The sequence below is a fragment of the Prevotella sp. oral taxon 376 genome (genome assembly GCF_003043945.1).
In the GTDB taxonomy this organism is placed as follows: Bacteria; Bacteroidota; Bacteroidia; order Bacteroidales; family Bacteroidaceae; genus Prevotella.
This window is the reverse complement of sequence record NZ_PYXG01000001.1, coordinates 561,301-583,511: the sequence shown is the minus strand read 5'-3', so window position 1 is coordinate 583,511 and position 22,211 is coordinate 561,301. Positions and strand designations below refer to the sequence as shown.

General features: G+C 53.0%; 29 protein-coding genes. 8 read left to right on the top strand and 21 right to left on the bottom strand.

Features of this window, described 5'->3' with window-relative positions; genetic code table 11:
- Positions 1–5 precede the first annotated feature (5 nt).
- The 5 genes from C7120_RS02660 (at position 6) to C7120_RS02640 (ending at position 1,457) form a co-directional block, all read left to right on the top strand.
- Positions 6–263, top strand: a complete 258-nt coding sequence (locus tag C7120_RS02660; RefSeq protein WP_004371745.1) for a hypothetical protein — start codon at positions 6–8, stop codon at positions 261–263.
- Positions 264–282: 19 nt separating this feature from the next.
- Positions 283–513, top strand: coding sequence for a DUF3873 domain-containing protein (locus C7120_RS02655; RefSeq protein ID WP_004293898.1), 231 nt, complete (start codon positions 283–285; stop codon positions 511–513).
- Positions 453–755 carry a hypothetical protein gene (locus C7120_RS02650; RefSeq protein WP_004371743.1) on the top strand — a complete coding sequence of 101 codons (303 nt, stop codon included), beginning with the start codon at positions 453–455 and terminating at the stop codon, positions 753–755. The genes C7120_RS02655 and C7120_RS02650 overlap by 61 nt, the downstream gene beginning before the upstream one ends.
- A gap of 54 nt (positions 756–809) precedes the next feature.
- A complete protein-coding gene (locus tag C7120_RS02645) occupies positions 810–1,118 on the top strand; it encodes a hypothetical protein (RefSeq protein ID WP_004371741.1) in 309 nt (102 codons plus the stop codon).
- Between the two features lie 117 nt (positions 1,119–1,235).
- Complete coding sequence (locus C7120_RS02640; protein WP_004371739.1) at positions 1,236–1,457, top strand: hypothetical protein; 222 nt, start codon at positions 1,236–1,238, stop codon at positions 1,455–1,457.
- 51 nt (positions 1,458–1,508) lie between these two features.
- Here the strand turns inward: C7120_RS02640 and C7120_RS02635 are convergent, their stop codons facing one another.
- From C7120_RS02635 to C7120_RS02550, 18 genes are all read right to left on the bottom strand, one after another.
- Positions 1,509–2,036 (bottom strand): hypothetical protein, encoded by a 528-nt coding sequence (locus tag C7120_RS02635; protein WP_004371737.1) that lies wholly within the window; start codon positions 2,034–2,036, stop codon positions 1,509–1,511.
- Positions 2,033–2,536: a DUF3872 domain-containing protein gene (locus tag C7120_RS02630; protein ID WP_004371735.1), complete on the bottom strand. Its 504-nt coding sequence runs from the start codon at positions 2,534–2,536 to the stop codon at positions 2,033–2,035. The genes C7120_RS02635 and C7120_RS02630 overlap by 4 nt, the downstream gene beginning before the upstream one ends.
- Positions 2,533–3,435, bottom strand: coding sequence for a toprim domain-containing protein (locus tag C7120_RS02625; RefSeq protein ID WP_004371733.1), 903 nt, complete (start codon positions 3,433–3,435; stop codon positions 2,533–2,535). Before C7120_RS02625 ends, C7120_RS02630 begins: the two co-directional genes overlap by 4 nt.
- 7 nt (positions 3,436–3,442) lie before the next feature.
- Positions 3,443–4,018 (bottom strand): conjugal transfer protein TraO, encoded by a 576-nt coding sequence (locus C7120_RS02620; protein WP_004371731.1) that lies wholly within the window; start codon positions 4,016–4,018, stop codon positions 3,443–3,445.
- Between the two features lie 2 nt (positions 4,019–4,020).
- Positions 4,021–5,007: a conjugative transposon protein TraN gene (gene traN, locus C7120_RS02615; RefSeq protein WP_004371730.1), complete on the bottom strand. Its 987-nt coding sequence runs from the start codon at positions 5,005–5,007 to the stop codon at positions 4,021–4,023.
- Positions 5,008–5,043: 36 nt separating this feature from the next.
- On the bottom strand, positions 5,044–6,390 hold the full coding sequence (traM, locus tag C7120_RS02610; protein ID WP_004371729.1) for a conjugative transposon protein TraM: 1,347 nt from the start codon (positions 6,388–6,390) through the stop codon (positions 5,044–5,046).
- Entirely contained in the window at positions 6,371–6,679 is a 309-nt protein-coding gene (locus C7120_RS02605; protein ID WP_004371728.1) for a TraL conjugative transposon family protein, read from the bottom strand. The genes traM and C7120_RS02605 overlap by 20 nt, the downstream gene beginning before the upstream one ends.
- A gap of 6 nt (positions 6,680–6,685) precedes the next feature.
- A complete protein-coding gene (gene traK / locus C7120_RS02600) occupies positions 6,686–7,309 on the bottom strand; it encodes a conjugative transposon protein TraK (RefSeq protein ID WP_004371727.1) in 624 nt (207 codons plus the stop codon).
- A 33-nt stretch (positions 7,310–7,342) separates the two neighbouring features.
- Positions 7,343–8,347: a conjugative transposon protein TraJ gene (gene traJ / locus C7120_RS02595; RefSeq protein WP_004371726.1), complete on the bottom strand. Its 1,005-nt coding sequence runs from the start codon at positions 8,345–8,347 to the stop codon at positions 7,343–7,345.
- A 3-nt stretch (positions 8,348–8,350) separates the two neighbouring features.
- Positions 8,351–8,980, bottom strand: coding sequence for a DUF4141 domain-containing protein (locus C7120_RS02590; protein WP_025072698.1), 630 nt, complete (start codon positions 8,978–8,980; stop codon positions 8,351–8,353).
- 23 nt (positions 8,981–9,003) lie between these two features.
- The gene (locus tag C7120_RS02585; RefSeq protein WP_004371724.1) at positions 9,004–9,384 is read right to left on the bottom strand and encodes a DUF3876 domain-containing protein; all 381 of its coding nucleotides are present in this window, start codon (positions 9,382–9,384) and stop codon (positions 9,004–9,006) included.
- A 38-nt stretch (positions 9,385–9,422) separates the two neighbouring features.
- On the bottom strand, positions 9,423–11,927 hold the full coding sequence (locus C7120_RS02580) for a TraG family conjugative transposon ATPase (RefSeq protein WP_004371723.1): 2,505 nt from the start codon (positions 11,925–11,927) through the stop codon (positions 9,423–9,425).
- Positions 11,924–12,256 (bottom strand): DUF4133 domain-containing protein, encoded by a 333-nt coding sequence (locus tag C7120_RS02575; RefSeq protein ID WP_004371722.1) that lies wholly within the window; start codon positions 12,254–12,256, stop codon positions 11,924–11,926. Before C7120_RS02575 ends, C7120_RS02580 begins: the two co-directional genes overlap by 4 nt.
- Positions 12,257–12,267: 11 nt before the next feature.
- Positions 12,268–12,585 (bottom strand): DUF4134 domain-containing protein, encoded by a 318-nt coding sequence (locus C7120_RS02570; RefSeq protein WP_004371721.1) that lies wholly within the window; start codon positions 12,583–12,585, stop codon positions 12,268–12,270.
- Between the two features lie 200 nt (positions 12,586–12,785).
- Complete coding sequence (locus C7120_RS02565; RefSeq protein ID WP_004371720.1) at positions 12,786–13,514, bottom strand: hypothetical protein; 729 nt, start codon at positions 13,512–13,514, stop codon at positions 12,786–12,788.
- Between the two features lie 16 nt (positions 13,515–13,530).
- On the bottom strand, positions 13,531–13,884 hold the full coding sequence (locus C7120_RS02560) for a DUF3408 domain-containing protein (protein ID WP_004371719.1): 354 nt from the start codon (positions 13,882–13,884) through the stop codon (positions 13,531–13,533).
- A 2-nt stretch (positions 13,885–13,886) separates the two neighbouring features.
- Positions 13,887–14,327, bottom strand: a complete 441-nt coding sequence (locus C7120_RS02555; RefSeq protein WP_004371718.1) for a DUF3408 domain-containing protein — start codon at positions 14,325–14,327, stop codon at positions 13,887–13,889.
- A 2-nt stretch (positions 14,328–14,329) separates the two neighbouring features.
- Entirely contained in the window at positions 14,330–15,379 is a 1,050-nt protein-coding gene (locus C7120_RS02550) for a ParA family protein (protein WP_081040383.1), read from the bottom strand.
- 421 nt (positions 15,380–15,800) lie between these two features.
- Here C7120_RS02550 and mobA point away from each other — a divergent pair, with 421 nt between their 5' ends.
- The 3 genes from mobA to mobC are packed head-to-tail and all read left to right on the top strand — an operon-like array spanning position 15,801 to position 19,564.
- Complete coding sequence (gene mobA, locus C7120_RS02540; RefSeq protein ID WP_004371716.1) at positions 15,801–16,304, top strand: conjugal transfer protein MobA; 504 nt, start codon at positions 15,801–15,803, stop codon at positions 16,302–16,304.
- Complete coding sequence (gene mobB / locus C7120_RS02535; protein WP_008125997.1) at positions 16,283–17,530, top strand: conjugal transfer protein MobB; 1,248 nt, start codon at positions 16,283–16,285, stop codon at positions 17,528–17,530. The genes mobA and mobB overlap by 22 nt, the downstream gene beginning before the upstream one ends.
- A gap of 30 nt (positions 17,531–17,560) precedes the next feature.
- Entirely contained in the window at positions 17,561–19,564 is a 2,004-nt protein-coding gene (mobC, locus tag C7120_RS02530) for a conjugal transfer protein MobC (protein ID WP_004371714.1), read from the top strand.
- Positions 19,565–19,712: 148 nt separating this feature from the next.
- On the opposite strand, the gene C7120_RS02525 is transcribed toward mobC, so the two are convergent.
- The 3 genes from C7120_RS02525 to C7120_RS02515 all read right to left on the bottom strand — a co-directional run bounded on the left by C7120_RS02525 (position 19,713) and on the right by C7120_RS02515 (position 22,088).
- Positions 19,713–20,639 carry an Abi family protein gene (locus tag C7120_RS02525; RefSeq protein ID WP_004371713.1) on the bottom strand — a complete coding sequence of 309 codons (927 nt, stop codon included), beginning with the start codon at positions 20,637–20,639 and terminating at the stop codon, positions 19,713–19,715.
- A gap of 182 nt (positions 20,640–20,821) precedes the next feature.
- A complete protein-coding gene (locus tag C7120_RS02520) occupies positions 20,822–21,427 on the bottom strand; it encodes an RteC domain-containing protein (RefSeq protein WP_008125994.1) in 606 nt (201 codons plus the stop codon).
- Positions 21,428–21,674: 247 nt separating this feature from the next.
- Positions 21,675–22,088, bottom strand: coding sequence for a dihydrofolate reductase family protein (locus C7120_RS02515; protein WP_004371710.1), 414 nt, complete (start codon positions 22,086–22,088; stop codon positions 21,675–21,677).
- Positions 22,089–22,211 lie beyond the last annotated feature (123 nt).

Sequence of the window (22,211 nt, the reverse complement as noted above, 5' to 3'; positions counted from 1 at the left end):
TTGATATGGAAGTAAGAATTGAAAGCATGATTTGTGTGTGGGACGATAAAATCCCTGCATTGTTCCTTGAATTTGTAAACCTCCTCACTCTCACAACGAGTGAGGGGGAATTGAGAAAGAGCGTAAAGGAGTTTGCCGAGAAGCACGAACTTGACAAGTTCTTCCTTTACGGCTTCGGCTCACACCATTTCTACCTGCACCAACGCTACACGAGCAACCCCGAAATGGTGATGAAGAACAGAGTTCTGTCAGTACATTTTTAACCATCTAAAAAGCAACATTATGGCAACACGAATGACCATCAACGGAGTAAGTACCTGCACGGAAGCAGGTACGGAGAAATACGAGCGTTTCCAATCGGGTATCGGCAGACGCAGGCGGACACTTGTGCAATACGACTACCGCCACACGGACGGAGAATTGTTCGCTTGTGTAAAAACCACATTGGACGAGTGCCGAACCGCAAGGGACAAGTGGCTGAACGCAAAGCAGGGAAAGGAGGGCAACCGATGAACACGACCTATCAAACGCTGATAGTCAAATTCAGCGAACCTATCACGGCATTGGACGGTATCTTTGACGATGCCCAAGCGTGGGGAACTGACACCCTCAAAGGGTGGATAGATGATTACGAAAGCACACGTTTCACCGCCACCGACAGCCATACGGCAGTCATCACGAGCGAGTATAATATGGAATGTGTGAAAGAGTGGCTGCAACGGCAGACACCCATTGCCGAGATGCGAGAATTTTGAACAAGTTGGCGGTGCGGACACCGCCAACACTTAAAACCCTAAAAACAACGGTTAATGATAGCACAGACGATATTACAGCAGATAGGCGGAAGAAGATTTACCGCCATGACGGGTAGCCGTGATTTCATCGACATGGGCAACGGCTTACGGATGAGCCTTACACGGAACAAGACAAGTGCCAACCGCCTTGACATCATCTATGATGCGGGGGCAGACCTCTACAATATGCGGTTCTACCGCAGGACATTCAGCAAAAAGACTTTCGAGTGCAAGGAAAAGTACATTGCCGTACACGAGGGCATCTATTTTGATATGCTGGAAGAAATATTCACGATGGTGACGGGACTTTACACACGCTTTTGAGTTGCGGCGGCGAGAGCCGCCCTACTTTCTTTCGGTGAGCATGATGGCGGACAAAGAAAGTAGCAAAGAAACCTCTGTGCCAATCTGCGATATTATTCACAAAAACAAGTTTTTATTATGGAAACAATCAGGCAGGACGGAAAAATCATCTTGCACGGCAACGACGGCATAAGCATAAAGATGATTTTCAAAAACCTTACGGGAAAGAATTTTCAAGGTAGGGAGTATGCGGACTATATCCGTCACATCGCAATCGGGAGCATGGGATTTACACCCGGAAGCATCGAATTTTGCAGGGATGGTGACGTGATAGATACGGGTACAATCCCGAATGTATGAAAAGCGGAAAATCCGATGAAGTTGGCGGCTTCATCGGATTTTCATTTACAGTCACGGGATATACAGCAGTGCAAACTCCGCCTTTCTCCGTTTGAGCAGCATGGCGTGGCGTTTTCCTTTGTAGTTGCAGAAGGCTACATACTCCCGGTAGATGTTCCTGTCGCCAGCCTCCAGCTTCTTTATCAAGGTGCTTTTAGGGATTGTCTTGCTACCCAAAAGCCGGTATGGACCCACGTTGTAAGCAAGCGTGGCAAGTAAAAGACTATCCTTCCCGAACTGCCGGAACATCGCGCAGAACTTCCGCAGGTCTTTCCGCAGGAGCGCGTCCGCCTGCCGCTTCGTCATGGTTCGTGCCGAGTACCTTTCGCCCGGCAAAATCTTGTGACCCCAACCCACGTATGGGTGGTGCTTTTCCGAGTGCCATCCCTCAAAATACTTCGTGCATCGTACCGCCCTCTCGAATAGAGACAGCCGGTAGATTGCCGCCTGCCCGTCCGTTCCCTCTTGGCGGCTGATCTGTGCGGACACAAAACAGACCGTCAGAAGCGAACAGAGCATTGTCATGAATACACGCATCATTTTAGCAAGGGGCTGAAGTTGCCGATGGGAACGATGGTCAAACCGTCATCCTTTGCATTCCGGTTGTTGAAGTCAAATTCCAACTCGAAAGAGTTGCCGAAGTTGTCCTCCACCACCACAATAAAGTTGTGCGCCTCTTCGCCCTCCGCCGTGTAGTACAGGCGGAACTTTTCGTTCTCCAGCAGGTAGCGGTCGTTAGGCAGGAAGGTGATGCCGTTATCCATTTTCAACTTTCCTTCTCCCTCAAACTGAAAATAGCGGATGGTGTAAAGCGTGTTAGCGAAGTCGCCCTCCTTTTTCAGCTCACAGCGGATTTCCACCGTCTGCCCCTTCGTCACCTTGTTCGGCACGGGCATGACCTCCACCGTGAAGGGATAGGACTGCTGGATGTCCATGTCGTCATCGCACGACACGATGGTGAATGACACAGCGGCTATCAGGCATAACGCCACCACCTTAAAGATATTTGTTCTCTTGTTTCTGTTGTTCAGTATGTTCATTTTTCTTCGATTTTTAGATGGTTGTTTTTCTGTTTTTTCGTTGTCTGTTGCAGATACTCGTTCAAGTCCTTGCAACCGCCATAGAGGGAGGAACGGTCGGCGACATGCGCCCCATACCGTTTGGCAAGAGCGTCAAGCGTCCGCCGTCCGGCTTCGTCACGGTCAAGGAAGCATCCGATGCGCCCGTAGCCGTCCAGCAATCCCGCCGCCTTCTCCACGTTGGCGACAGAGTTCAGTACAAGGCAGTCAGCGTTACCGGTTACGCCAAGCGTCACGGCGGAGAGAAAGTCCATGAAGCCCTCAAACACGAGGCACTCGTCAGCCGGGATTTCCTTCGTCCTTGCCAAAGACACATCTTTTGGCGGGATGCACCCCTTGAAATATCGGCTTCGGACTTCATATCCACCTGCCATATTCAGGAAACCGACAGCGAAATACCGTTTTCCACGCACACTGTAGTTCAGGCGGCAACAGTGGCGGGATGCTACTCCGATTGGTATGCCTCGTTCCTCTAAATACTCCGTCAGCGGTGAACGAAACAGCGGAGCGACCTCCACATCCTCAAAGACAGGTTCGGTCGGCTTCGGGAGATAGGCGGGCTTTTCCCATCCGGCAACCGTCATATTGGCGGCTTCCGCTATGAACTTCGCTTGCTTCATGAAGTCATCGCTTTGCAGAAACTCCCCGGCAAGCGTGAAGATGTCACCGCCCTTGCCCAAACCGAAGTCGTACCAAAGCTGTTTCGCCACGTTCACACGGAAAGAGGGGGTGCGCTCGCCCCTGTACGGGGCGATATACCACAGCTCGTTACCGCTCCTTCTGACAGGCTCATGCCCCAACCGTGCGAGAAAATCCGCAAGCGGCATCCTTCTGATAGCATCTATTTCCGTCCGTTCCATGCCCGTGTCAGTTGATGATGAACTTGACGCCGACCCCGAACTGCGTGTGGAACTTCCGCGTGTCGCCACCCCACAGGCAACGCTCACGCAGGTTGGCAAGCAGGGCGATACGGTCTGTCACGTAGCACTCCACATCGAGCGTCAGCGCACCGCCGTAGATGAAGGCGTCCCGGTCGTGCAGCGTGGAGCCGTCATGCAGCACCTTATTCCCCCAATTCACCGATTCATATCCGGCGAGAGCCGAAGCCCCGGCATAGACGAACACGATTTTTCGGGCGTCCGACAGTATCTTGAAGTAATATCCGCCCTCCGCCGTGAACTGCGCCACGGGTATCTTGGTATCCTTGTAGGGATTGTTTTTCAGGAGGTATTCGCCACCGAACACCCACTTGTTCCCCCTCTTCGTGTAAGTGGAGAGAGCCGCCCCGAAACTGTACCCGCCGTCCTTGCCGCCGGGATTGAAGCCGTCCGCCATGTCCGCCCTCACCTCGATGCCCTGCATCTTCGGCAGACACCGCTGGGCGTGCGCCTGCCCTGTAAAAAGGGCAAGCGACGCGATGATTATTGCGATGTACTTTCTCATGGTCAGCGCACTTGAAGTTCGTTGATGGTACCCGCACGTACCAAATCCTCGTTCTCAATCACGAAGGACTGGTGACGGCCGCCGTTCTTCTCGTTCAGCTCCACCACGAGGCACTTGTCATCGGGGATGGTGAACTTCGCCATCGTGAAGACCGTGCGCTCGCTCTTTTTGCCCGGCACGAGGGTGGCGTAGTTCTGCGCGCGGAGCGGCAGGATGATCTGCTCCTGCACGGCGGTACGCTTCGCCACCTTCTTGTCCACGATTTTCCAAGTGATGTAGTCCACATCGAAAGGCACGTTGCTCTGGTTCTTTATCTCCGTGTGGAAATAGAGCAATCCGTTGTGCGTGTAGATGCCTTTGAGAAGATACTGGATGCCGAAACGCTTGCAGCCGATATGCTTCACCTCGCGCTTGTTCTGTTTGTGGATGGACTTCATGATAAGTCGCACCAGCATCGGGCTTTCGCTGCCCAGCTCTTTCAGATAGATTTCCTGTGCGTTATTCGGGCGGTTCACCGTGCTGCCGTCATGGATGAAGTCGCACATCTCCACATTGAGCAACAGCGGTTCGGCGGCGTACTTCACGTTGAAGGTGTAGAAACTGCCGTCCTCCGTGATGACGGACATATTCGTTTCGTTGGGAAAATTCCTTACGGTAGCCTTCACGCGGATGACGTTCTCCGCTCCGTCGGCTTTCCCGGCAATCAGGTCGGGCGAGCCTAAATCGACATAGCGCACCTCCGCCGGAAAAATGACGTGGACGGTCTTGTCGTAGGTCACTTCCAGACCGTGCGGCGGTATCATGCGGTCGAAGGTCAGCTTGCGCGACAGACCGTGATACAGGTCTCCGTCCGCCTCCTTCTGCGGATAGACCTCCTTCGTCAAGGTCGGCTGTTCACTTCCGTTGGTCGTTTCAACGGTTACATTCTCCTGCGCGTTGGCAGTTGCGATGCCCATAGCGAGGGCAAACATGATGATTACTTTTCTCATTACTTTTGGATTTTAGTGGTAATTTTTTTATTGATTTCAATCTTTTTCTTGGTAAAGCATGACCCTGTACCCGGCTTTCAGATGCACCTTGACGGTGCGCATCTTCCCCGCGATGTACTGGCTCGTTCCTTGTATCAGCCCCTTGCCCAAGTCGGAGGCGAGCTGCGCCCCGGCATTGGTGGAGATATTGATGCTGCTACCCAACGAACCTCCCATGTTGGCGGCGACCTCTCGGACGGCGTTCATCTCCATCGAGTTCGGGATGAAGATGCCGGGCTGTCCGTCCGTGTCATAGACCGCAAGCTCCACGGGGATAATCGTGCCGTCGTATTCCAGCGAGGTGATCCCGATGTCGAGTCGTTCACCCTGTATCTTGCCCGTGCCGACCACCACCGCACCCCGTGGGATTGTCCTGCCCGCCACCGCCATAGGCTCCAGCAGGCGAAGCCTTACCGTCTGCCCGTCCGTCACGCTCTGCGCCTCATGCACACACGCCGGGATGGTGTTCCTGTCCGATACCTCCGCCGTGCCGACAGCCGTGTTGAAACCCCGGTTGCGTTCCTGTGAGAAAGTGGCGACAAACTCCGCGTTGCTCATGGGCTGTGCAAGGGAGGAAACGACTTGGCGGGTCACTTGCCTTACGGGTGTCGCCGTGTTCTTCTTTCCCTTCTGCACGGTGGCAGGCTCTGCCGCCTGTTCCGGCTTCCCACCGTTCTGACCGCCCATGTACTTTGCCGCCAGCTCATAGGACTTCTCCATAAGTGCCACCTGTTCGTCTATAGATGAAGTCCTGCCTTTTTCACTTTCCAGTTCCGATTCCAACGAGGCGATGCGCTCCAATAGCACATCCATCTCCGCATTGTCATTCTTCGGCTGTTCGTAAAAGTTGCCGAGGGTGGCGTTCAGGTCACGGTAGGCGGCTGCGGAGGATTGGATGGTTTGCGGCGTGGCAGGCTTTGCCCTTTCTTCCTTGCCGCCCGGATTGGCGAGGTCGAAGTCCGTACCGTCCTCCGTTCCCGCTATCTCGCGGTCGAACATGTCGCCCAGCTGCCCGATGGCACGGTTGCGGCTCTCCAGCCGCTCTTCCATCTCCCCATGCTCGTAGGCTTTCAGCTTGTCGCCGATAATCTGCCGGTTCGCCTTGTCCGCGTCTGGCATCTCGGTGTTGTAGCCGTCCGTTCCCGGCGGTTGTTCCTTGCCGGAGGAAGGGGCGAATATCAACCACATCGCCCCGATGAAGACCAGCACCATAGCAGGCAGGACTATCATCTTCTGCCGTTTCAGCCGCTGCGCCTCTGTCAGCGGTTCGCGCTCCTTTTTCGGCTTTCCCGCGTCGGGAGCGGCTTTGTTCTCTTTCGTTGATTCATTCTTCGTCTGTTCCATATAAATAAGGTGTTAAGTGATTGTCAGTTTCCACCGGGGTCGGTAGTTCCACCCGTCCGGCATGTCCCGTATCCATACGTGAGCCGTCGTTTCTGCCGATGTCATAGACGGCTCTGCCGAAGGTGTAGAGGGCAAGCATCGCGAAGGCGGCGAGCATCCCCAGCACGATGCGGCGGCGTGTTTCCGGCGGCAAACCGTCCAGATACCCTTTGAGCCTTGCCACCAGCCGTTTCCGTTTGTCGTGGAGTTTCCAATACATGCCCCACATTGATTTTCTGATACTTTTCATGTCCTGTTACCGTTTGATTGTCTGTAAATCCTTGTTCTCGATGATGGTGAACCCCTCGATGGTGAAACCGTTTGGGTTGTCGTCCGACCGCGATGCGTTCAGCAGGCGGCAGGTGGTCACGAGGCTGCGCTCGGTGACGTTGCTTTGCCGGATGATTTTCTGCGTGGCGTAGGTCACGGCACGGTAGGGATAGGCGTTGAAGTCGCACACCACGCTGTCCACTTTCAGCACTTGGTTGATGTTCCCGGCGATGATGCGGTTGTAGTACCCCTTCTCCGCGAAGTCCGAATAATAGTGGTACACGCTCTTGTCCGCCAGCAGCAGGGCACGTTTTACGTTGTGTTCAATCGCGCTTTTTTCAGGTGACAGCGTGAAGAAAAGCTCGTGGAAGCGGCGCACATGCTCCCGTGCTTCCGCCGGGCGGTTCTGCGATAAATCCTGAGAGAGAGCCAGCATCAGCGACTTGCCGTTGTCCAGCACATAGATTTTCTCCCGTTGCTTCTCTGCGAAACGGTAGGAGTTCCACACGCTCCACACCGTCACCACAGCGCACAGCGAGAGGAAGACGATACCGAACAGGCGTAGCTGCCTGAACGATGATTCGATGTTTCTGAGTGACTTAAATTCCATTCTTAATTCTGTTTCAATGATTCTACATGATTGTTATTTCAGCAATTTGCCGGCACGTCCCATCATATTGCCTGTCGCAGCTCCGGCAACACTGCCCGCCATTCCTCCGGCACGTCCCGCCATCTGGTTCACGTTGCGACCGTAACCGCCCATGCCTCCGGCTTGGATAATCCAGCCGGCAACGGTGGGAATGGTGAAGTAGCCGATGATGCCGATGCAGAGGAACACGATGTACACCCCGTCGCTCGAATCCAGCGAGAAGTTCGGGTCTGCCTGCATCCGCTCGATGTCGCTTTGCAGCATCAGCACCTGTATCTTCGCCAGTATGGTGCTGAACATGTCCGACACCGGCAGCCACAGATATACCTGTATGTAGCGGCATATCCACTGCGTGAGCGTGCTTTGGAAACCGTCCCACACCGATATGGCGAAGGCTATCGGACCGAGTATCGCCAGCACCACGAGGAAGAAGGTTCGGACGGTGTCTATCACGAGGGCGGCGGCTTGGAACAGCAATTCCAGTATCTCGCGGAAGAAGTCGCGGATGTTTTTCTTCATGTTGTACATTCCCCGGTCGATATACATCCCCGCCATCGTCACCATGTCGGAGGGCGACCAGCCGAGTTCCTCCAGCTGCTTGTCAAACTCCTCGTTGGACACGAGGTAGGCGGTTTCGGGGTTGCGCATCATCGCCTCGTATTCCAATTTGTCCTTCTGCTGGCGGTAGGTGTTCATGTCCAGCGTTTCCGCCTCCAGCATCTTTGCCGTGCCCTGTACGACGGGTGAGAGGATGCTGTTTATCGTGCCCAGCACCACAGTCGGGAAGAACATGATGCACAGACCGATGGCAAAAGGACGGAGCATCGGGAATACGTCTATCGGTTCGGCTCTCGCCAGCGACTGCCATACCCGGTAGGCGACGTAGAACAGCGCACCCAGTCCGGCGATGCCTTTCGCCACACCCGCCATGTCTCCGCACAACGGCATCATCTGCTCGTAAAGCGAACGTAGAATCTGGTGAAGGTTGTCGAAATTCATAGGCTACCAGTATCTTTCGTTCATGTTTCCGTACAGCCCCATGATGCGGTCGAGGTCGTTCTTCTTTTTCGCACGCAGGTAGCTCACGGAGATGTTCTTGTTCGTGTAGTAACTTACGAGGTTGCGGTAACGCTTCATCTTCGAGTGGCAGCGTTCCACCACGTCCATGCGCTCCTTGTCGGTCATGGAGAGCGTGGTGATGTTCACCACATTCTTCAGTTCCGTCAATACTTCGTTGCTCTCTTCCAGCAGTTTCGTGTAACCGAAAGCGATTGCCGACAGCTCTTCTGGTCTGAAATTTCCATCACGGAGCATCCTTTGGAAACTGTTTACATAAATGTCGGTGATGTCGCCTACCATCAGGATGGTCTGCTGCACCTTGCGGGCGTCCTTGACGAGATTGTTCACCGATTTGAGAGCATCGTAATACTTTTTGCCCTGCTGATAGATTTTCACCGTTTCCTGAAAGTTGCTCACCATGTTCGTGGCAGTCTTGGAGGTATGGATGATGTTTTTGGAGGCATTGATGATACCCTGCGCCAGATTGCCCGGATCGCTTACGACCCACTGTGCGCTTGCCCTGCCTGCGAAAAGCAGGCACAGGCAGATAATCATTGTTATTCTTGTTCTCATGTTACTTTGGATTTTAGTGGTTGTTATTCTTCTGTCGGGTGTCCCGGCTGCGGTTTCACCCGCACATAGTCGCCGCCCGGCGAGAAGGTCAGCACGTCCGTGGCCTCGTTATAGGACACGTCGATGCGGAAGCCGGTGTTCATGAACAGGTTGCCGGTTTTCTCCTGCAAGAGATAGGTTTCCGGTTTCAGCTTGCGGCGCAGACCGCTCCGGCGGAACACCGTCACCTTGTAGGCTTCGCCCTCCTTGTAGATAAGCACGTCGGGCTTCCCCTCCACGCTCTCCCAGTTCCCGCACAGCATATCACGGCGGTTGTCGGCCACGTCGCAGGATTGCAGCATCATGACCGCCAATCCGATCAGACACTTGCTGACTTGCAGCATTTTCACTTTTGGTAAATTCATATGCGTTTTCCTTTTTTTGTTGATACATTCTGTTTTAGTTATTCCTTGTTCCTCCGCCTTTCGGCAAGCTGCCGGATGGCGGCTTCGATGTCACCGCCCAGCTTCTCCGCCAGACGGTAAACCTCCACTTTTTCCGTTTCTTCGGTAGTGTACGCCAGATACTCTTCTGCACTGACCTCGGTGGCATAGACCGCCGATTGTGTGCCACCCAAGCCTATCCACACCTCCTTGTAGAGCCGTGAAGGGTTGTTCGCCATGTTGATGGAGAGTATCTGCGACTTCTCCTTTTCCGTCAGTCCGAGCAACGCCTGTATCTGGTCGAACTTGTTCATATACTTGCGCTGGTCGAGAAGTATCTTGCAGTCGGAGTTGTTGATGATGCTCTCCTTGACCACCGGAGAACTGATGATGTCGTCCACCTCCTGCGTCACCACGATTGCCTCGCCGTAATATTTTCTGACCGTCTTGTACATATAACGTAGGTATTCAGCCATGTTTGCCGAAGAGAGGGCCTTCCAAGCCTCCTCCACGATAAGCTGTTTCCGCACCCCTTTCAGCCGCCGCATCTTGTTGATGAAGGCTTCCATGATGATGATAGTCACGACGGGGAACAGTTCGCGGTTCTCTTTTATACTGTCAATCTCGAAGACGATGAACCGCTTGCCGAGCAGATCGATGTTCTCCGTGGAGTTGAGCAGGAAGTCGTAACGTCCGCCCCGGTAATACTGCCGCATGGTGGTGAGCATGTTGTCGATGTTGAAGTCGGACTTCTCCACCTTGATGTCGCGCTGCGCCAGTTCCGTGCGGTAGTCGTCGCGCATATACTCGTAGAAAGTGTTGAACGACGGCACGATGCTACGGTCGGATTGGATACGCTCGATGTAGGCACTCACGGCACTGCCCAGTTCGCCGCTCTCCGTCTTCGTCACCTTGTCGTCCTCCGATTTCCAGAGCGTAAGAAGCAGGGTCTTGATGCTGTCCTTCTTCTCCACATCGAAGATGTAATCATCGGTGTAGAACGGGTTGAATGATATGGGCTTCTCTTCCGTGTAGGTGAAATACACGCCGTCCACTCCGCCTGTCTTGCGCCGGATCATGCCGCACAAGCCCTGATAGGAGTTTCCCGTGTCCACCAATACCACATGTGCGCCTTGCTCATAATATTGGCGCACGAGGTGGTTCATGAAGAACGACTTGCCGCTGCCCGAAGGACCCAGCACGAACTTGTTGCGGTTGGTCGTGATACCCCGCTTCATCGGAAGGTCGCTGATGTCGAGGTGCAGCGGTTTCCCTGTGAGCCTGTCCACCATCTTGATGCCGAAGGGCGAGAGCGAGCTGCGGTAGTTGGTTTCCTCCGTGAACAGGCACACCGCCTGTTCGATGAAAGTGTGGAAACTCTCTTCCGCCGGGAAGTCCGCCGCATTGCCGGGTATCGCCGCCCAGTAGAGTGTAGGGCAGTCGATGGTGTTGTGGCGCGGCACGCACTCCATGCTTGCCAGCTGGCTGCCCACGTCGTTCCTTATGTGCTTCAGTTCCTCCGCGTCGTCGCTCCACGCCATGACGTTGAAGTGCGCCCGTACCGAGGTCAGCCCGTAGGACCGGGCTTCGTTCAGGTATTGGTCTATCCACTCGCGGTTGATGCTGTTGCTCCTTGAATAGCGTGAGAGCGACTGCATGTTACGGGCGGACTTCTCGAACTTCTGCAAGGCTTCCTCGCTGTTATTTATCAGCACATACTGGTTGTAGATATGGTTGCAGGAGAGCAGCAGCCCCACCGGGGAGGCGAAGGAGAGGCGGCAGTCGCTCCGGTCGGTGGAGAGCTTCTCGTAACGGGTGTCGGTAGCCACCTTGCCCGGCAGGTCTTCCGCGTCGGAGAGGGTGTGCAGACACAGGCGGTTGTCGCCGATGCGCATCTCCCTTGCCGAAAGTTCGATGTCCTGCAAGGTGATGTCACCTTCCGGCATGAGCGAGAAGTAGCGTTCTACCAGCCCCGCCTTACCCTCCGTCCCCACAATCTCGTCGGTGGAGAGGCGGCGCAACCTGACAAGCCCGCTGTCGTTCATGATACGCTCGAACTGTTCGCAGGCTTCCATGAACTTGGTCGTGGTTTCCCTGTCCAGCTCTTTCGGGATGATGTGCCCTCGGCACAGCGTGCTGAAGTTGCTCTGCATCCGGCTACGCTCCTTCGTCGTCTTGGTCAGGTAGAGGTAGCAGGTGTGTTTCAGGTACGGACGCTCGTTGAAGTGACGCTCGAAGCTCCGTGAGAGGAAACTCATGTCGTCCTTCTGAAGCTCCGGCTTGTAGCGTTCCTTGATAAACCAGTCCTGCTTGTGAACGACGGAGTAGTCCGGCAGCACCTTGATTGCCTTGCACCAGCAGCCGTGTATCGCCTCGTACTCCGCGCCCGTCACGGTGTAAAGCTCCGGCAGCTCCACCTCGAAAGCCACCGTGATGTCGGCGTCCTTTGAGATGATGCAGCCATGCTCCACCGCAAGCAGGGGAAACTTGTTTTCCAGTGTTGTCATTTTTGATGTATTCCTCATGTCGTTTCTTCCTTTCGTTGTCGTTTGAACAGACGGGTTATCCGCCGCCGGTTGATAAGGTATCGGGGATGGCTCCGTGACGCTCCCAATTTCATCAGCCCGTGTTCGCCGTACCGGGCGTTCAGCGCGAAGGTCTGCCACACAAGGAGGGAGGACGATGCCGCGCCGAAGCCGATACATATCCACTGGTCGATACCGACCATGTAGAGGATGACGAACAGGACGAAGAGAGCCAGCAGACCTCCGCAGAAAATGAAGAGGTACTGTGCCTTCAAGCCCTTGAACTCTACCGGACGGCCGATACCCTTGTTTACCGGGTATTCAGCCATACATTATTACATTAAAGGAAGAATGAGCGCAGGATGGTGGCGGCTACAATCAGGAAGATACACGCGCCGAACCAGCTTGCTGCTGTTTTTGAGGTGTCGGGGTCACCCGATGAGAATTTTCCGTACACTTTCACGCCCCCGATAAGCCCGACGACCGCGCCGATGGCGTATATCAGTTTAGTTCCGGGGTCGAAATACGAACTCACCATAGAGGTGGCTTCGTTGATGCCCGCGATGCCGTTTCCTTGCGCGAAAGCGGAGGCGGTTGCGGCGATGAAAAGTGCCGCGGATAGGATTGCTTTTCTGTTTTTCAAGATGTTCTTGTTCATGAATTGTCCTTGTTTTTTGCCGTCGAAAGGGTGGATAGTCCTTTGTCGGGCGGTTGTTACTCTGTTACTTTACTTTGGTTTTAGTGGATGCCCGTTTGTTTCCACAGACGTGGGCGTGTCCGTTGCGGACGGGATACGCCTTGCGTTTCCTTGCCGCGTGGGTTGATGTCACTATTTCATGTCCATTCCTTTTTCAGTTGTCATACATAGTTTCGGATGTCGAAATCCTCGATGTTGTCCGGCACGATGAACTCCTTTTCGGGTTTCTTCAGCCGGATCTCGATAAGCCCCTTGATGCGGATGCCTATCTCCGAAGAGCCTTCCATCATTTTCTCGTACAGCTCCGTGCCTTCCATGTCGGTGAACACCTTCGCCGCCTTTTCACGTTCCGCCTGTGTCGCGTCCGGGTTCATGGCGGTCTTGCAGGCGTCGTCAATCTCGTCAAAGCTGCTGCCCGAAGCCCGTGGCGTGTCCGAAGCGTCTTCATCCGGTTCGTCCTCCCCGTATCCCAGTTCCTCCGGCGGCATGCTCGTGAAGGTCTCATCGAGCTTTTCCTCCGGGACTTGCGCCGGGCGGGACGCGGTTTCCGTGTTTCCGTCGTCAAAAGTAGCCTCTTCCTCCGACAGCTCAATGCCTTTTTCCAAAGTGGCGGCTTCTTGCGCCGGTATGGCAGCGATTGTCCGGGTGGATGCCATTTTGAAACGGCTCTTGCCGATGATGTCCCCCTTTGCCGTGGAAACTTCCTCATGTGCCGCTACGCTCTTTGGCCCATTCCTGTCCAACGACCGCCATAATCCGGCGATGCCCTTGAAGAAGCGGACAAGCCGCATGTCCATGATGCGCTCGTAAAGGAGCAGGAACAGGAACCATAGGTTGCAGCCGACCGATACCGCCAGCAGAATGTCTGTCATGCTGATTGTTTCATTCATATACTTCCGGTTTTAGTTAGAATACTGAATTGTAATTCCGGGCGTAAAGGCTCTTTATAGCGTCCTCGCACTGGTTGAAGTGGTGCGTCAGCACATGGTCGATGTAGGCGGACAGTGTAAGCCTATCATGCCCGATTACACGGGTGATGCGCATGATACGCTCGTGGTACTCCGGACGCACATACGCCATCTTGCCCTCCCGCGCCTTTACTTCCGGGTCGCGGATGAATAGACGTTCATAGTCCTTCTCGCAGCATTTGCCGCTCACCGGGACGGGCGACAGTATTTCCACGCTCGCCTGCACTTGGGCAAGCATGCCTCCGCAGTCCTGCTGCGGTCTTTTTTCATTCGGTGTCATTTCTTTTTCCATTTTCAAATCAGATCTTCACGTTGTTTCTTGTACAGTTCGTTGATTCTCTCCTTGTGCTGTTCCAGATGCTGGCGCAGCACGGTATCCACATAGCCGCCCACAGAGATTTCCCCTCCGGCGATGTCGTTCACGATTTTGAGGATCTTGCCGTGTACGTCGCGGCTGATATAGACACACTGGCGGGTCTTTATCTCGTTGCGGCGCAGGAACAGCTCGTTATAGTCCTCGTCCTGCCTTTTCCGGCGGCCGCCTTCCCTCTGCGCTCTCTCCCGTGTCACGGGTTGAGCCGGTGGCGGCTCCGGTGCGGCGGTGTCCTCTCCGGTCGGTACGGCTGCGGGGTCTTCCTGCGCCGGGCGTAGTGTCCCGTCCTGTGTGCGCCGCCCGATAGATGCCAACAGCAGTTCCTCGTCGATGCCTTCCGTGTTTACTTTCCTGCTGCCCATGCTCACTGCGGTCTGATGATGTCGCTTATCTCTTCGGAAAACTCACGGATGCCGCTCCCTTTCAGCAGTGCCGTGTCCATCGGGAAGATGGTGGAGCGGAAAACGCTCTTGCGCTCTTCCGAAAGGTCGCGGCGGAACTTCTTGCTGTCGGGCAGGCGGGTGGAAAGCACCGGGAAGCCCATTTCGGCTATCACTTCCTCGTAGATGCCGTACAGGTCGTTCCTCTCCCTGCCGTCCACCATCGTCCAGAACAGATGCAGCCCCTTTGTTTTCGCTTGCCCGGTTGTCATCAGCCTGTCGCGGAACATCGTGACGAATTTCAGGGTACTTTCCACGACAAAGCGGTCGGCACTCAGGGGCGTGAAGATGTAGTCCATCTGCGAGAGCGTCTTTATCACGCCGTTGCTCCGGAGTGTCCCCGGCATGTCGAAGAAAACCACGTCGGGCTTCACGACCTCGGCGGCGATCATCCTTTCCGCATCGTCGAGGGCGTTCACCGCGTTGCTCTTGATGACCGGATAGGCGTTCTTCTTTATCTTGCGGAAATGGTCGCACGCGAGAGCCTTGAAGTAGATGCTCCTGCCGATGAGTGCCGTCTCATGTTCGCGCAGGCCGTGGATGCTGTGCTGCGGGTCGTCGCAGTCCACGACGGCGACATTGTAGCCTTTCACGTTGTGCAGGTAGCTGGCGGCGAGTGCCGTGACGGTGGATTTGCCGATGCCACCTTTCTGTGTTGCGAATGCAACGAAGATTTCCTTACTCATGGTTCTATTCAGTTTAATTGTTGATGATTTTGTTTTCTGTTTACATGCGAATTGAATTACCGCATTATCCGTTTCCGTGAACAGGCACACGGGCGGGTCACCGCGTATCCGGTTCTGCGGTGAAGCGGTGCGGCGGACAAGTGATGAATGACGACACTGCGTCATGAAGTCATTGAATCCATGCGTCACCGAATTGTCGGACAACCGGGTTTCCGACGGTTCGGGTATCCGTTTCGGCAAGTGTCCGCCGAAGCGGTTGTCCGGGTATTTGAATATTCCTTTCCTCATATCTTCAAACCGTTAGTTTCTTGAATCATGCTGCAAATAAACAAGTATATTTTTGAACTTGTATCACTTCCCAAGCAAGTGGCGGCATGTTGCGCCGGTTGGCAGCCATTGGCCGGGTCAAGTATCTGTTCGTTACCGCTTTAAGAGCGTAACTTTGCACCCGGACGGCAGGGTTCGCCGATGGCGCGCGGCCCGGAGTCCTGAAAGGTATTTTCCCAATCCGTCCCCTGACGGATTTTTATGTTCACCTGAACATAGCAAGGTATGTTTTCAGCCGCTCAAAATATTTTGAGCATCCCGGAAAACGCCTTGCCCTTGCAGGGGGCGGGCTTTCCCTCCGAAGTCGGGAAGCCTTTCAGAACTGCGGTGCCGTGACCCGAAGCGGCGGCTTATGCCGTCAATCCGCTAAATCCAAAGTAATATGAAAGAGAAAAGGAAAAGCAAAGCAGGGAGAAATCCCAAACTTGATCCGGCGGTGTACCGGTACACCGTCCGTTTCAACGAGGAGGAACACAACCGTTTCCTCGCCATGTTCGGAAAATCGGGTGTCTATGCGCGGTCGGTTTTCCTCAAAGCGCACTTCTTCGGACAGCCGTTCAAGGTGCTGAAGGTGGACAAGACGTTGGTGGACTATTACACCAAGCTGTCGGATTTTCATGCGCAGTTCCGCGCCGTAGGTACGAATTACAACCAAGTCGTGAAGGAACTGAGGCTGCATTTTTCAGAGAAAAAGGCGATGGCGTTGCTCTATAAATTGGAGCAACACACCGTCGAACTCGTGAAACTGAGCCGTCAGATTGTGGAACTGTCAAGGGAGCTGAAAGAGCAGCGAGAGCAGAGCCAAACTTGTTTGGACTCTGCCGAGTCGCGTTTGAAGAAGAGTGAAACTCAAATGGAGGCGAAATGGTCGCAAAAATCAGTGTAGGCAGCTCGTTGTACGGCGCGATTGCCTACAACGGGGAGAAGATTAACGAGGCACAGGGGCGGCTTCTCACCACCAACCGCATCTATAATGACGGTTCGGGGAAGGTGGACATCGGCAAGGCGATGGAGGGCTTCCACACCTTCCTGCCACCGCAGATGAAAGTGGAGAAACCGGTGGTGCATATCTCGCTCAACCCGCACCCGGAGGATGTGCTGACCGATGCGGAATTGCAGGACATCGCCCGCGAGTATCTGGAAAAGCTCGGTTTTGGCAACCAGCCTTATCTTGTATTCAAGCACGAGGACATCGACCGTCACCATCTGCACATTGTGACGGTGCGGGTGGATGAGAACGGGAAATGTATCAGCGACAAGAACAACTACTACCGCAGCAAGCAGATTACTCGTGAGCTTGAAAGGAAATACGGGCTGCACGATGCGGAGCGCAGGAACCGCCGTCTTGACACGCCGCTATGTAAAGTGGACGTATCGGCAGGCGATGTGAAGAAGCAGGTAGGCAATACCCTGAAGGCTCTGAACGGGCAGTACCGTTTCCAGACGATGGGCGAATACCGTGCGCTCCTTTCCTTATATAATATGACGGTGGAGGAAGCGAGGGGTAACGTGCGCGGACGGGAATATCACGGGCTGGTCTATTCCGTCACGGACGACAAGGGCAACAAGGTCGGCAACCCGTTCAAGTCCTCGCTTTTCGGGAAGTCCGCAGGCTATGAAGCCGTGCAGAATAAGTTTGCCCGTTCCAAGCTTGAGATTAAGGACAGGAAACTCGCCGACATGACGAAACGCACCGTCCTTTCCGTGCTGCAAGGCACTTATGACAAGGACAGGTTTGTGTCCCTGCTCAAAGAGAAAGGCATCGACACCGTGTTGCGCCATACGGAGGAAGGGCGCATCTACGGGGCTACTTTCATCGACCACCGCACGGGGTGCGTGCTGAACGGCTCACGCATGGGCAAGGAGCTTTCGGCGAATGCCTTGCAGGAACATTTTACCCTGCCATACGCAGGACAGCCGCCGATACCGCTATCCATCCCTGTGGATGCTGCGGACAAGGCGCACGGGCAGACCGCATACGACCGTGAAGACGTATCGGGCGGAATGGGCTTGCTCACTCCCGAAGGTCCGGCGGTAGATGCCGAGGAAGAGGCTTTCATCCGGGCGATGAAGCGCAAAAAGAAGAAAAAGCGCAAGGGCTTGGGTATGTAATCGGAGTATCAACAATTAAAAAATCAATGTATGTCACAACAAGAAGACGATTTGAGGGCATTGGCGAAAATCATGGATTTTCTGCGTGCCGTGAGTATCATTTTAGTGGTCATGAACGTGTACTGGTTCTGCTACGAAGCCATCCGGCTGTGGGGCGTGAACATCGGTGTGGTGGACAAAATCCTGATGAACTTCGACCGCACGGCGGGGCTGTTCCATTCCATACTGTACACGAAGCTGTTTGCCGTCCTGCTGCTTGCCCTGTCCTGTCTGGGTACGAAGGGTGTCAAGGGAGAGAAAATCACTTGGAGAAAAATATGGACGGCACTCGCCATCGGGTCCGTGCTGTTTTTCCTGAACTGGTGGATACTGGCTCTGCCGTTGCCGGTCGAAGCGGTGACGGGGCTGTATATCATTACCATCGGTACAGGCTATGTCTGCCTTTTGATGGGCGGTCTGTGGATGAGCCGTCTGTTGAAACACAATCTGATGGAGGATGTTTTCAACAATGAGAACGAGAGTTTCATGCAGGAAACAAGGCTCATCGAAAGCGAGTATTCGGTCAATCTGCCCACACGCTTCTATTACAAAAAGCGTTGGAACAACGGCTGGATCAATGTGGTGAATCCCTTCCGTGCGTCCATCGTGTTGGGTACGCCGGGCAGCGGCAAATCCTACGCAGTGGTGAACAGCTTTATCAAGCAACAGATTGAAAAGGGCTTCTCAATGTATGTGTACGACTTCAAATTCAGTGACTTGTCCACCATAGCCTACAACCATTTGCTGAACCACCCGGAGGGCTACAAGGTGAAGCCGAAATTCTATGTGATCAATTTCGACGACCCGCGACGCTCACACCGTTGCAATCCCATACACCCGGATTTCATGGAGGATATTACGGACGCTTACGAGAGTGCCTACACGATAATGCTCAACCTCAATAAAACGTGGGTGCAAAAGCAGGGCGACTTCTTCGTGGAGTCACCTATCATTCTGTTTGCCAGTATTATCTGGTATCTCAAAATCTATCAGAACGGGAAATACTGCACGTTTCCCCATGCCATCGAGTTTTTGAACCGCCGTTACGAGGATATTTTTCCGATACTGACTTCCTATCCCGAACTGGAGAATTACCTTTCCCCGTTCATGGATGCTTGGCTCGGAGGGGCTGCGGAGCAGCTCATGGGGCAGATAGCGTCGGCAAAAATTCCGCTTTCGAGGATGATTTCCCCGCAGCTCTACTGGGTGATGTCGGACAGCGAATTTACGCTGGACATCAACAATCCCGAAGAGCCGAAAATCCTATGCGTGGGCAACAATCCCGACCGTCAGAACATTTACGGGGCGGCTCTCGGTCTGTATAACTCCCGTATCGTGAAACTCATCAACAAGAAGGGGATGCTGAAGTCGTCGGTCATCATCGACGAGCTGCCCACGATATACTTCAAAGGGTTGGACAATCTTATAGCTACCGCCCGAAGCAACAAGGTTGCCGTGTGTCTGGGCTTTCAGGATTTCAGCCAGTTAGTGCGCGACTACGGCGATAAGGAAGCAAAAGTCGTGATGAATACGGTCGGTAACATTTTCTCCGGGCAGGTGGTAGGAGAAACGGCAAAGACACTATCGGAGCGGTTCGGGAAGGTGTTGCAGAAACGGCAGTCTATCTCCATCAACCGGCAGGATGTTTCCACCTCCATCAACACGCAGATGGACGCGCTTATCCCGCCGAGCAAGATTTCCGGGCTTACGCAGGGTATGTTTGTCGGTTCGGTGTCCGACAACTTCAACGAGCGCATCGAGCAGAAGATTTTCCACTGCGAGATTGTGGTGGATGCCGAGAAGGTGAAGCGGGAGGAAAGTGCCTACAAGAAAATACCTGTCATTACCGATTTCACGGACGAGGACGGAAACGACCGCATGAAGGATACGGTGCAGGCGAACTACCGGCGCATCAAGGAAGAGGTGAAGCAGATTGTGCAGGATGAACTGGAACGCATCGCAGGCGATGACAACCTGAAGCACCTGTTGCAGTAGAAATAAAAAAACAGAGGTGGCGGAAAATATCTCCGTCACCTCTTAAAATGAAGAACGCCTCCCAAGTATGCTGTCTTACGATGCGCCCAGGAGGTTTATTGTATTGCTTCTCTTTTTGTTTTTCCGCACCTGTAAACAGGCACTTTTTTCATTTCCAAATCGGCTCTTCTTTCCAGCGGTTGAAGAAGCCTATCTTGTAGATGGGCACATCCGCATACTCCTCAAACAATGCCAGCAGTTTCTCTTTGAACGTATGCCCCTCGTCTATGGCATTGCAGAGATATAACATTGCCGTAATCACATAGAACGGTTTTTTCTGCTGTACCTCGGTCAATGGACGGGAAAGCCATGTCATTCGCGGATTATGAATTTCACAAGGCCGTTTGACCATGTTCCGACTCCATATTCTGGAATGGTGCGCGATTATGTTGCGCATATATGAAATGGCTTCAAGCCATCCCGAAAGTTCATTGTGTAGATTCAGCCCCATATCATTGGCTATTGCTGATTTTTCGGGCAGTTGGTGGTTAAGGTTCTTGTATATCTTGGAAAGTGTGCCGAATGTGGCCACTTCAAATATAATCCACGCATCCGGGTGTTCGTCAAGCGTCTTTTCACCGCTTGCATCAGTCACAAGGTGCTTGCGCCTGTAGTCTTTCACAAAAATCTCATTGCTCCGTAAGAATTCTTCTATCAGTTCTTTGAGGTGCTGTGTGTGAAAAGCGACATCAGCAAACAATCTCGGGTCACGATACCACAGCCCTCCGTAGGATTGTGAAAGATGATAAATCATCTTTGTGCGTAGCGTGATTTCTATTGTTTCGATGGCATCAAATAAAATAAGGCGCAGTTCCTTGTCGAAATAATAGCGTGTGATTACATCTTCCAGTTTGGAATCCGGCTGAAACAGATGATTGGCTCTATCGGACTGCATGTCCCACCAATATCCCTTCAAACGATAGTAGCTGATATGAGCCAAATGTCGGGCAGCGAAACCTTCATCGCCGACAAGCATTCCTCTTTGTTTGAGCAGTTCTATTTGTTCATCAATGGAACGTGATTCCTTATTTGCCATACCGTTATAAAAAAGAATGACCCGCCGGCAGATCTTACGGTATGCCAAACGGGTACTGTTATCGTTGAACACGGTCAGAACCGCATGTCTTCTTAATTGTAGATGCAAAGATAAGACTTTTTTATGTAACGACAAAAAATAAGCCGATTTTTCATTCAAACGATGAAAAGGTATAGAAATACTTACCGTCTTTTTATTTCCAGTTCCTCATCGCGCATCATCCTCTCATTCAGTTTCTCCTGCATCCTGTCAAGGAAGTAGGTGCGGCTTTCGTTCTTCCGGCGTTTGATATCGGTGTAGAAGCGGTAGCAGTCCTTCGACTCAACCCCGAATATCTTGTAAAGAAGCGGGGCAAGCTGTTTGAGCGGCATATTGCCGTTGTTGATACAACCCATCTCGTCGATGCCGTAGATAAGCTCCACGAGGTCTATGGCGTTGCCCGTCCATTGCAGGAGGCTGGCGGTGTTTTCAGTTGCGTTGTTGGCGGATATTAGTGGCGGCACTTGGGGCGTGGCAAGGAATTTTTGCATCTTCCTGATGAAAGACAGGGCCTTGCTGATGTAGGCGGCAATCTCTTTTCTTTCTTCTGATAGATTGCGCACGGGATGGTGCTGCAACTCGATTTCGATGTAAGCAAGCGCGATAATGGTAAGGTTCGCATCCATGCCGCCGTTACACAGTTCAATCACTTGGGTGGCGAAAGCCGTATATGCCGTTTCCATATTGCAGTCACCGGCTTCGTTTATCAGGCGGAAGAAGTCGGTTTCCGCCAGCAAGAAATAATTCATGGTTCTGTCAATTTTGAAAATTACACTTTGTTTTCTGCGTGCGCACATAAATATAATTGGCAAAACATGTGTCAGAAAGCAAAAAATCCGGCACCGGCTTTTTCAAGGTGCTGGAATTCAGTGGTATAAAATTCAATATTTTTCCAAAGGAATGAATTTATACGGGATTAAATTGTTCATAATCAGAACATTTCTTCTATTTCCGAAAACAAAATTGTATGACTGCCGTACATTTTGGCTGTCTTGCTTATTTGTCAAGGGTGTAGATACTTCGGCATACACCGTTAGGATAGCTTTTCACAGAGGAAAGCGTCCAGTGTTGCTTTGGCAGAGCCGATTTGAAAAAATGCCGCCCACTTCCTAAAATGAAAGGAACGTTGTATAGTATGATTTCATCCACAGCGTGCATACGCAGTAGTCCGTTTATATAATCTGCCGTATCCGGTGTGGCTTCCGCGAGGTAACGGATGTTTGTGCCGTCTTTTCTCCATTCGTGCAGCATTGAAATGGAATAGTCCGGTGTCACACGGTAAAGGGCTTTCTTCCTGATTTCATCAAGACCGCAACGGTCAAGGCACAAATCCTGATGTGTTTTATCATATAACTCTGAAGAAAGACATCCGTCCATCGTCAGTACAGCGAGAATCTGAACTTTACCCATAATCGTTTCTTTTCGTTAGGCAAGGGTAAAAAAGTAGCGTGCAATTCACACTACCTTCAAGCGATGGCTCTGGTAAAGCCTTTACGGAGAGTACGTGAATGCACGCTATGCGTAAGCATAGCA

Excerpts from the sequence above, each read along its gene's own strand:
- C7120_RS02660 (WP_004371745.1), top strand. The coding sequence starts at position 6 with ATGGAAGTAAGAATTGAAAGCATGATTTGTGTGTGGGACGATAAAATC.
- C7120_RS02655 (WP_004293898.1), top strand. The coding sequence starts at position 283 with ATGGCAACACGAATGACCATCAACGGAGTAAGTACCTGCACGGAAGCA.
- C7120_RS02645 (WP_004371741.1), top strand. The coding sequence starts at position 810 with ATGATAGCACAGACGATATTACAGCAGATAGGCGGAAGAAGATTTACC.
- C7120_RS02640 (WP_004371739.1), top strand. The coding sequence starts at position 1,236 with ATGGAAACAATCAGGCAGGACGGAAAAATCATCTTGCACGGCAACGAC.
- C7120_RS02635 (WP_004371737.1), bottom strand. The coding sequence starts at position 2,036 with ATGATGCGTGTATTCATGACAATGCTCTGTTCGCTTCTGACGGTCTGT.
- C7120_RS02630 (WP_004371735.1), bottom strand. The coding sequence starts at position 2,536 with ATGAACATACTGAACAACAGAAACAAGAGAACAAATATCTTTAAGGTG.
- C7120_RS02625 (WP_004371733.1), bottom strand. The coding sequence starts at position 3,435 with ATGGAACGGACGGAAATAGATGCTATCAGAAGGATGCCGCTTGCGGAT.
- C7120_RS02620 (WP_004371731.1), bottom strand. The coding sequence starts at position 4,018 with ATGAGAAAGTACATCGCAATAATCATCGCGTCGCTTGCCCTTTTTACA.
- traN (WP_004371730.1), bottom strand. The coding sequence starts at position 5,007 with ATGAGAAAAGTAATCATCATGTTTGCCCTCGCTATGGGCATCGCAACT.
- traM (WP_004371729.1), bottom strand. The coding sequence starts at position 6,390 with ATGGAACAGACGAAGAATGAATCAACGAAAGAGAACAAAGCCGCTCCC.
- C7120_RS02605 (WP_004371728.1), bottom strand. The coding sequence starts at position 6,679 with ATGAAAAGTATCAGAAAATCAATGTGGGGCATGTATTGGAAACTCCAC.
- traK (WP_004371727.1), bottom strand. The coding sequence starts at position 7,309 with ATGGAATTTAAGTCACTCAGAAACATCGAATCATCGTTCAGGCAGCTA.
- traJ (WP_004371726.1), bottom strand. The coding sequence starts at position 8,347 with ATGAATTTCGACAACCTTCACCAGATTCTACGTTCGCTTTACGAGCAG.
- C7120_RS02590 (WP_025072698.1), bottom strand. The coding sequence starts at position 8,980 with ATGAGAACAAGAATAACAATGATTATCTGCCTGTGCCTGCTTTTCGCA.
- C7120_RS02585 (WP_004371724.1), bottom strand. The coding sequence starts at position 9,384 with ATGAATTTACCAAAAGTGAAAATGCTGCAAGTCAGCAAGTGTCTGATC.
- C7120_RS02580 (WP_004371723.1), bottom strand. The coding sequence starts at position 11,927 with ATGAGGAATACATCAAAAATGACAACACTGGAAAACAAGTTTCCCCTG.
- C7120_RS02575 (WP_004371722.1), bottom strand. The coding sequence starts at position 12,256 with ATGGCTGAATACCCGGTAAACAAGGGTATCGGCCGTCCGGTAGAGTTC.
- C7120_RS02570 (WP_004371721.1), bottom strand. The coding sequence starts at position 12,585 with ATGAACAAGAACATCTTGAAAAACAGAAAAGCAATCCTATCCGCGGCA.
- C7120_RS02565 (WP_004371720.1), bottom strand. The coding sequence starts at position 13,514 with ATGAATGAAACAATCAGCATGACAGACATTCTGCTGGCGGTATCGGTC.
- C7120_RS02560 (WP_004371719.1), bottom strand. The coding sequence starts at position 13,884 with ATGGAAAAAGAAATGACACCGAATGAAAAAAGACCGCAGCAGGACTGC.
- C7120_RS02555 (WP_004371718.1), bottom strand. The coding sequence starts at position 14,327 with ATGGGCAGCAGGAAAGTAAACACGGAAGGCATCGACGAGGAACTGCTG.
- C7120_RS02550 (WP_081040383.1), bottom strand. The coding sequence starts at position 15,379 with ATGAGGAAAGGAATATTCAAATACCCGGACAACCGCTTCGGCGGACAC.
- mobA (WP_004371716.1), top strand. The coding sequence starts at position 15,801 with ATGAAAGAGAAAAGGAAAAGCAAAGCAGGGAGAAATCCCAAACTTGAT.
- mobB (WP_008125997.1), top strand. The coding sequence starts at position 16,283 with ATGGTCGCAAAAATCAGTGTAGGCAGCTCGTTGTACGGCGCGATTGCC.
- mobC (WP_004371714.1), top strand. The coding sequence starts at position 17,561 with ATGTCACAACAAGAAGACGATTTGAGGGCATTGGCGAAAATCATGGAT.
- C7120_RS02525 (WP_004371713.1), bottom strand. The coding sequence starts at position 20,639 with ATGGCAAATAAGGAATCACGTTCCATTGATGAACAAATAGAACTGCTC.
- C7120_RS02520 (WP_008125994.1), bottom strand. The coding sequence starts at position 21,427 with ATGAATTATTTCTTGCTGGCGGAAACCGACTTCTTCCGCCTGATAAAC.
- C7120_RS02515 (WP_004371710.1), bottom strand. The coding sequence starts at position 22,088 with ATGGGTAAAGTTCAGATTCTCGCTGTACTGACGATGGACGGATGTCTT.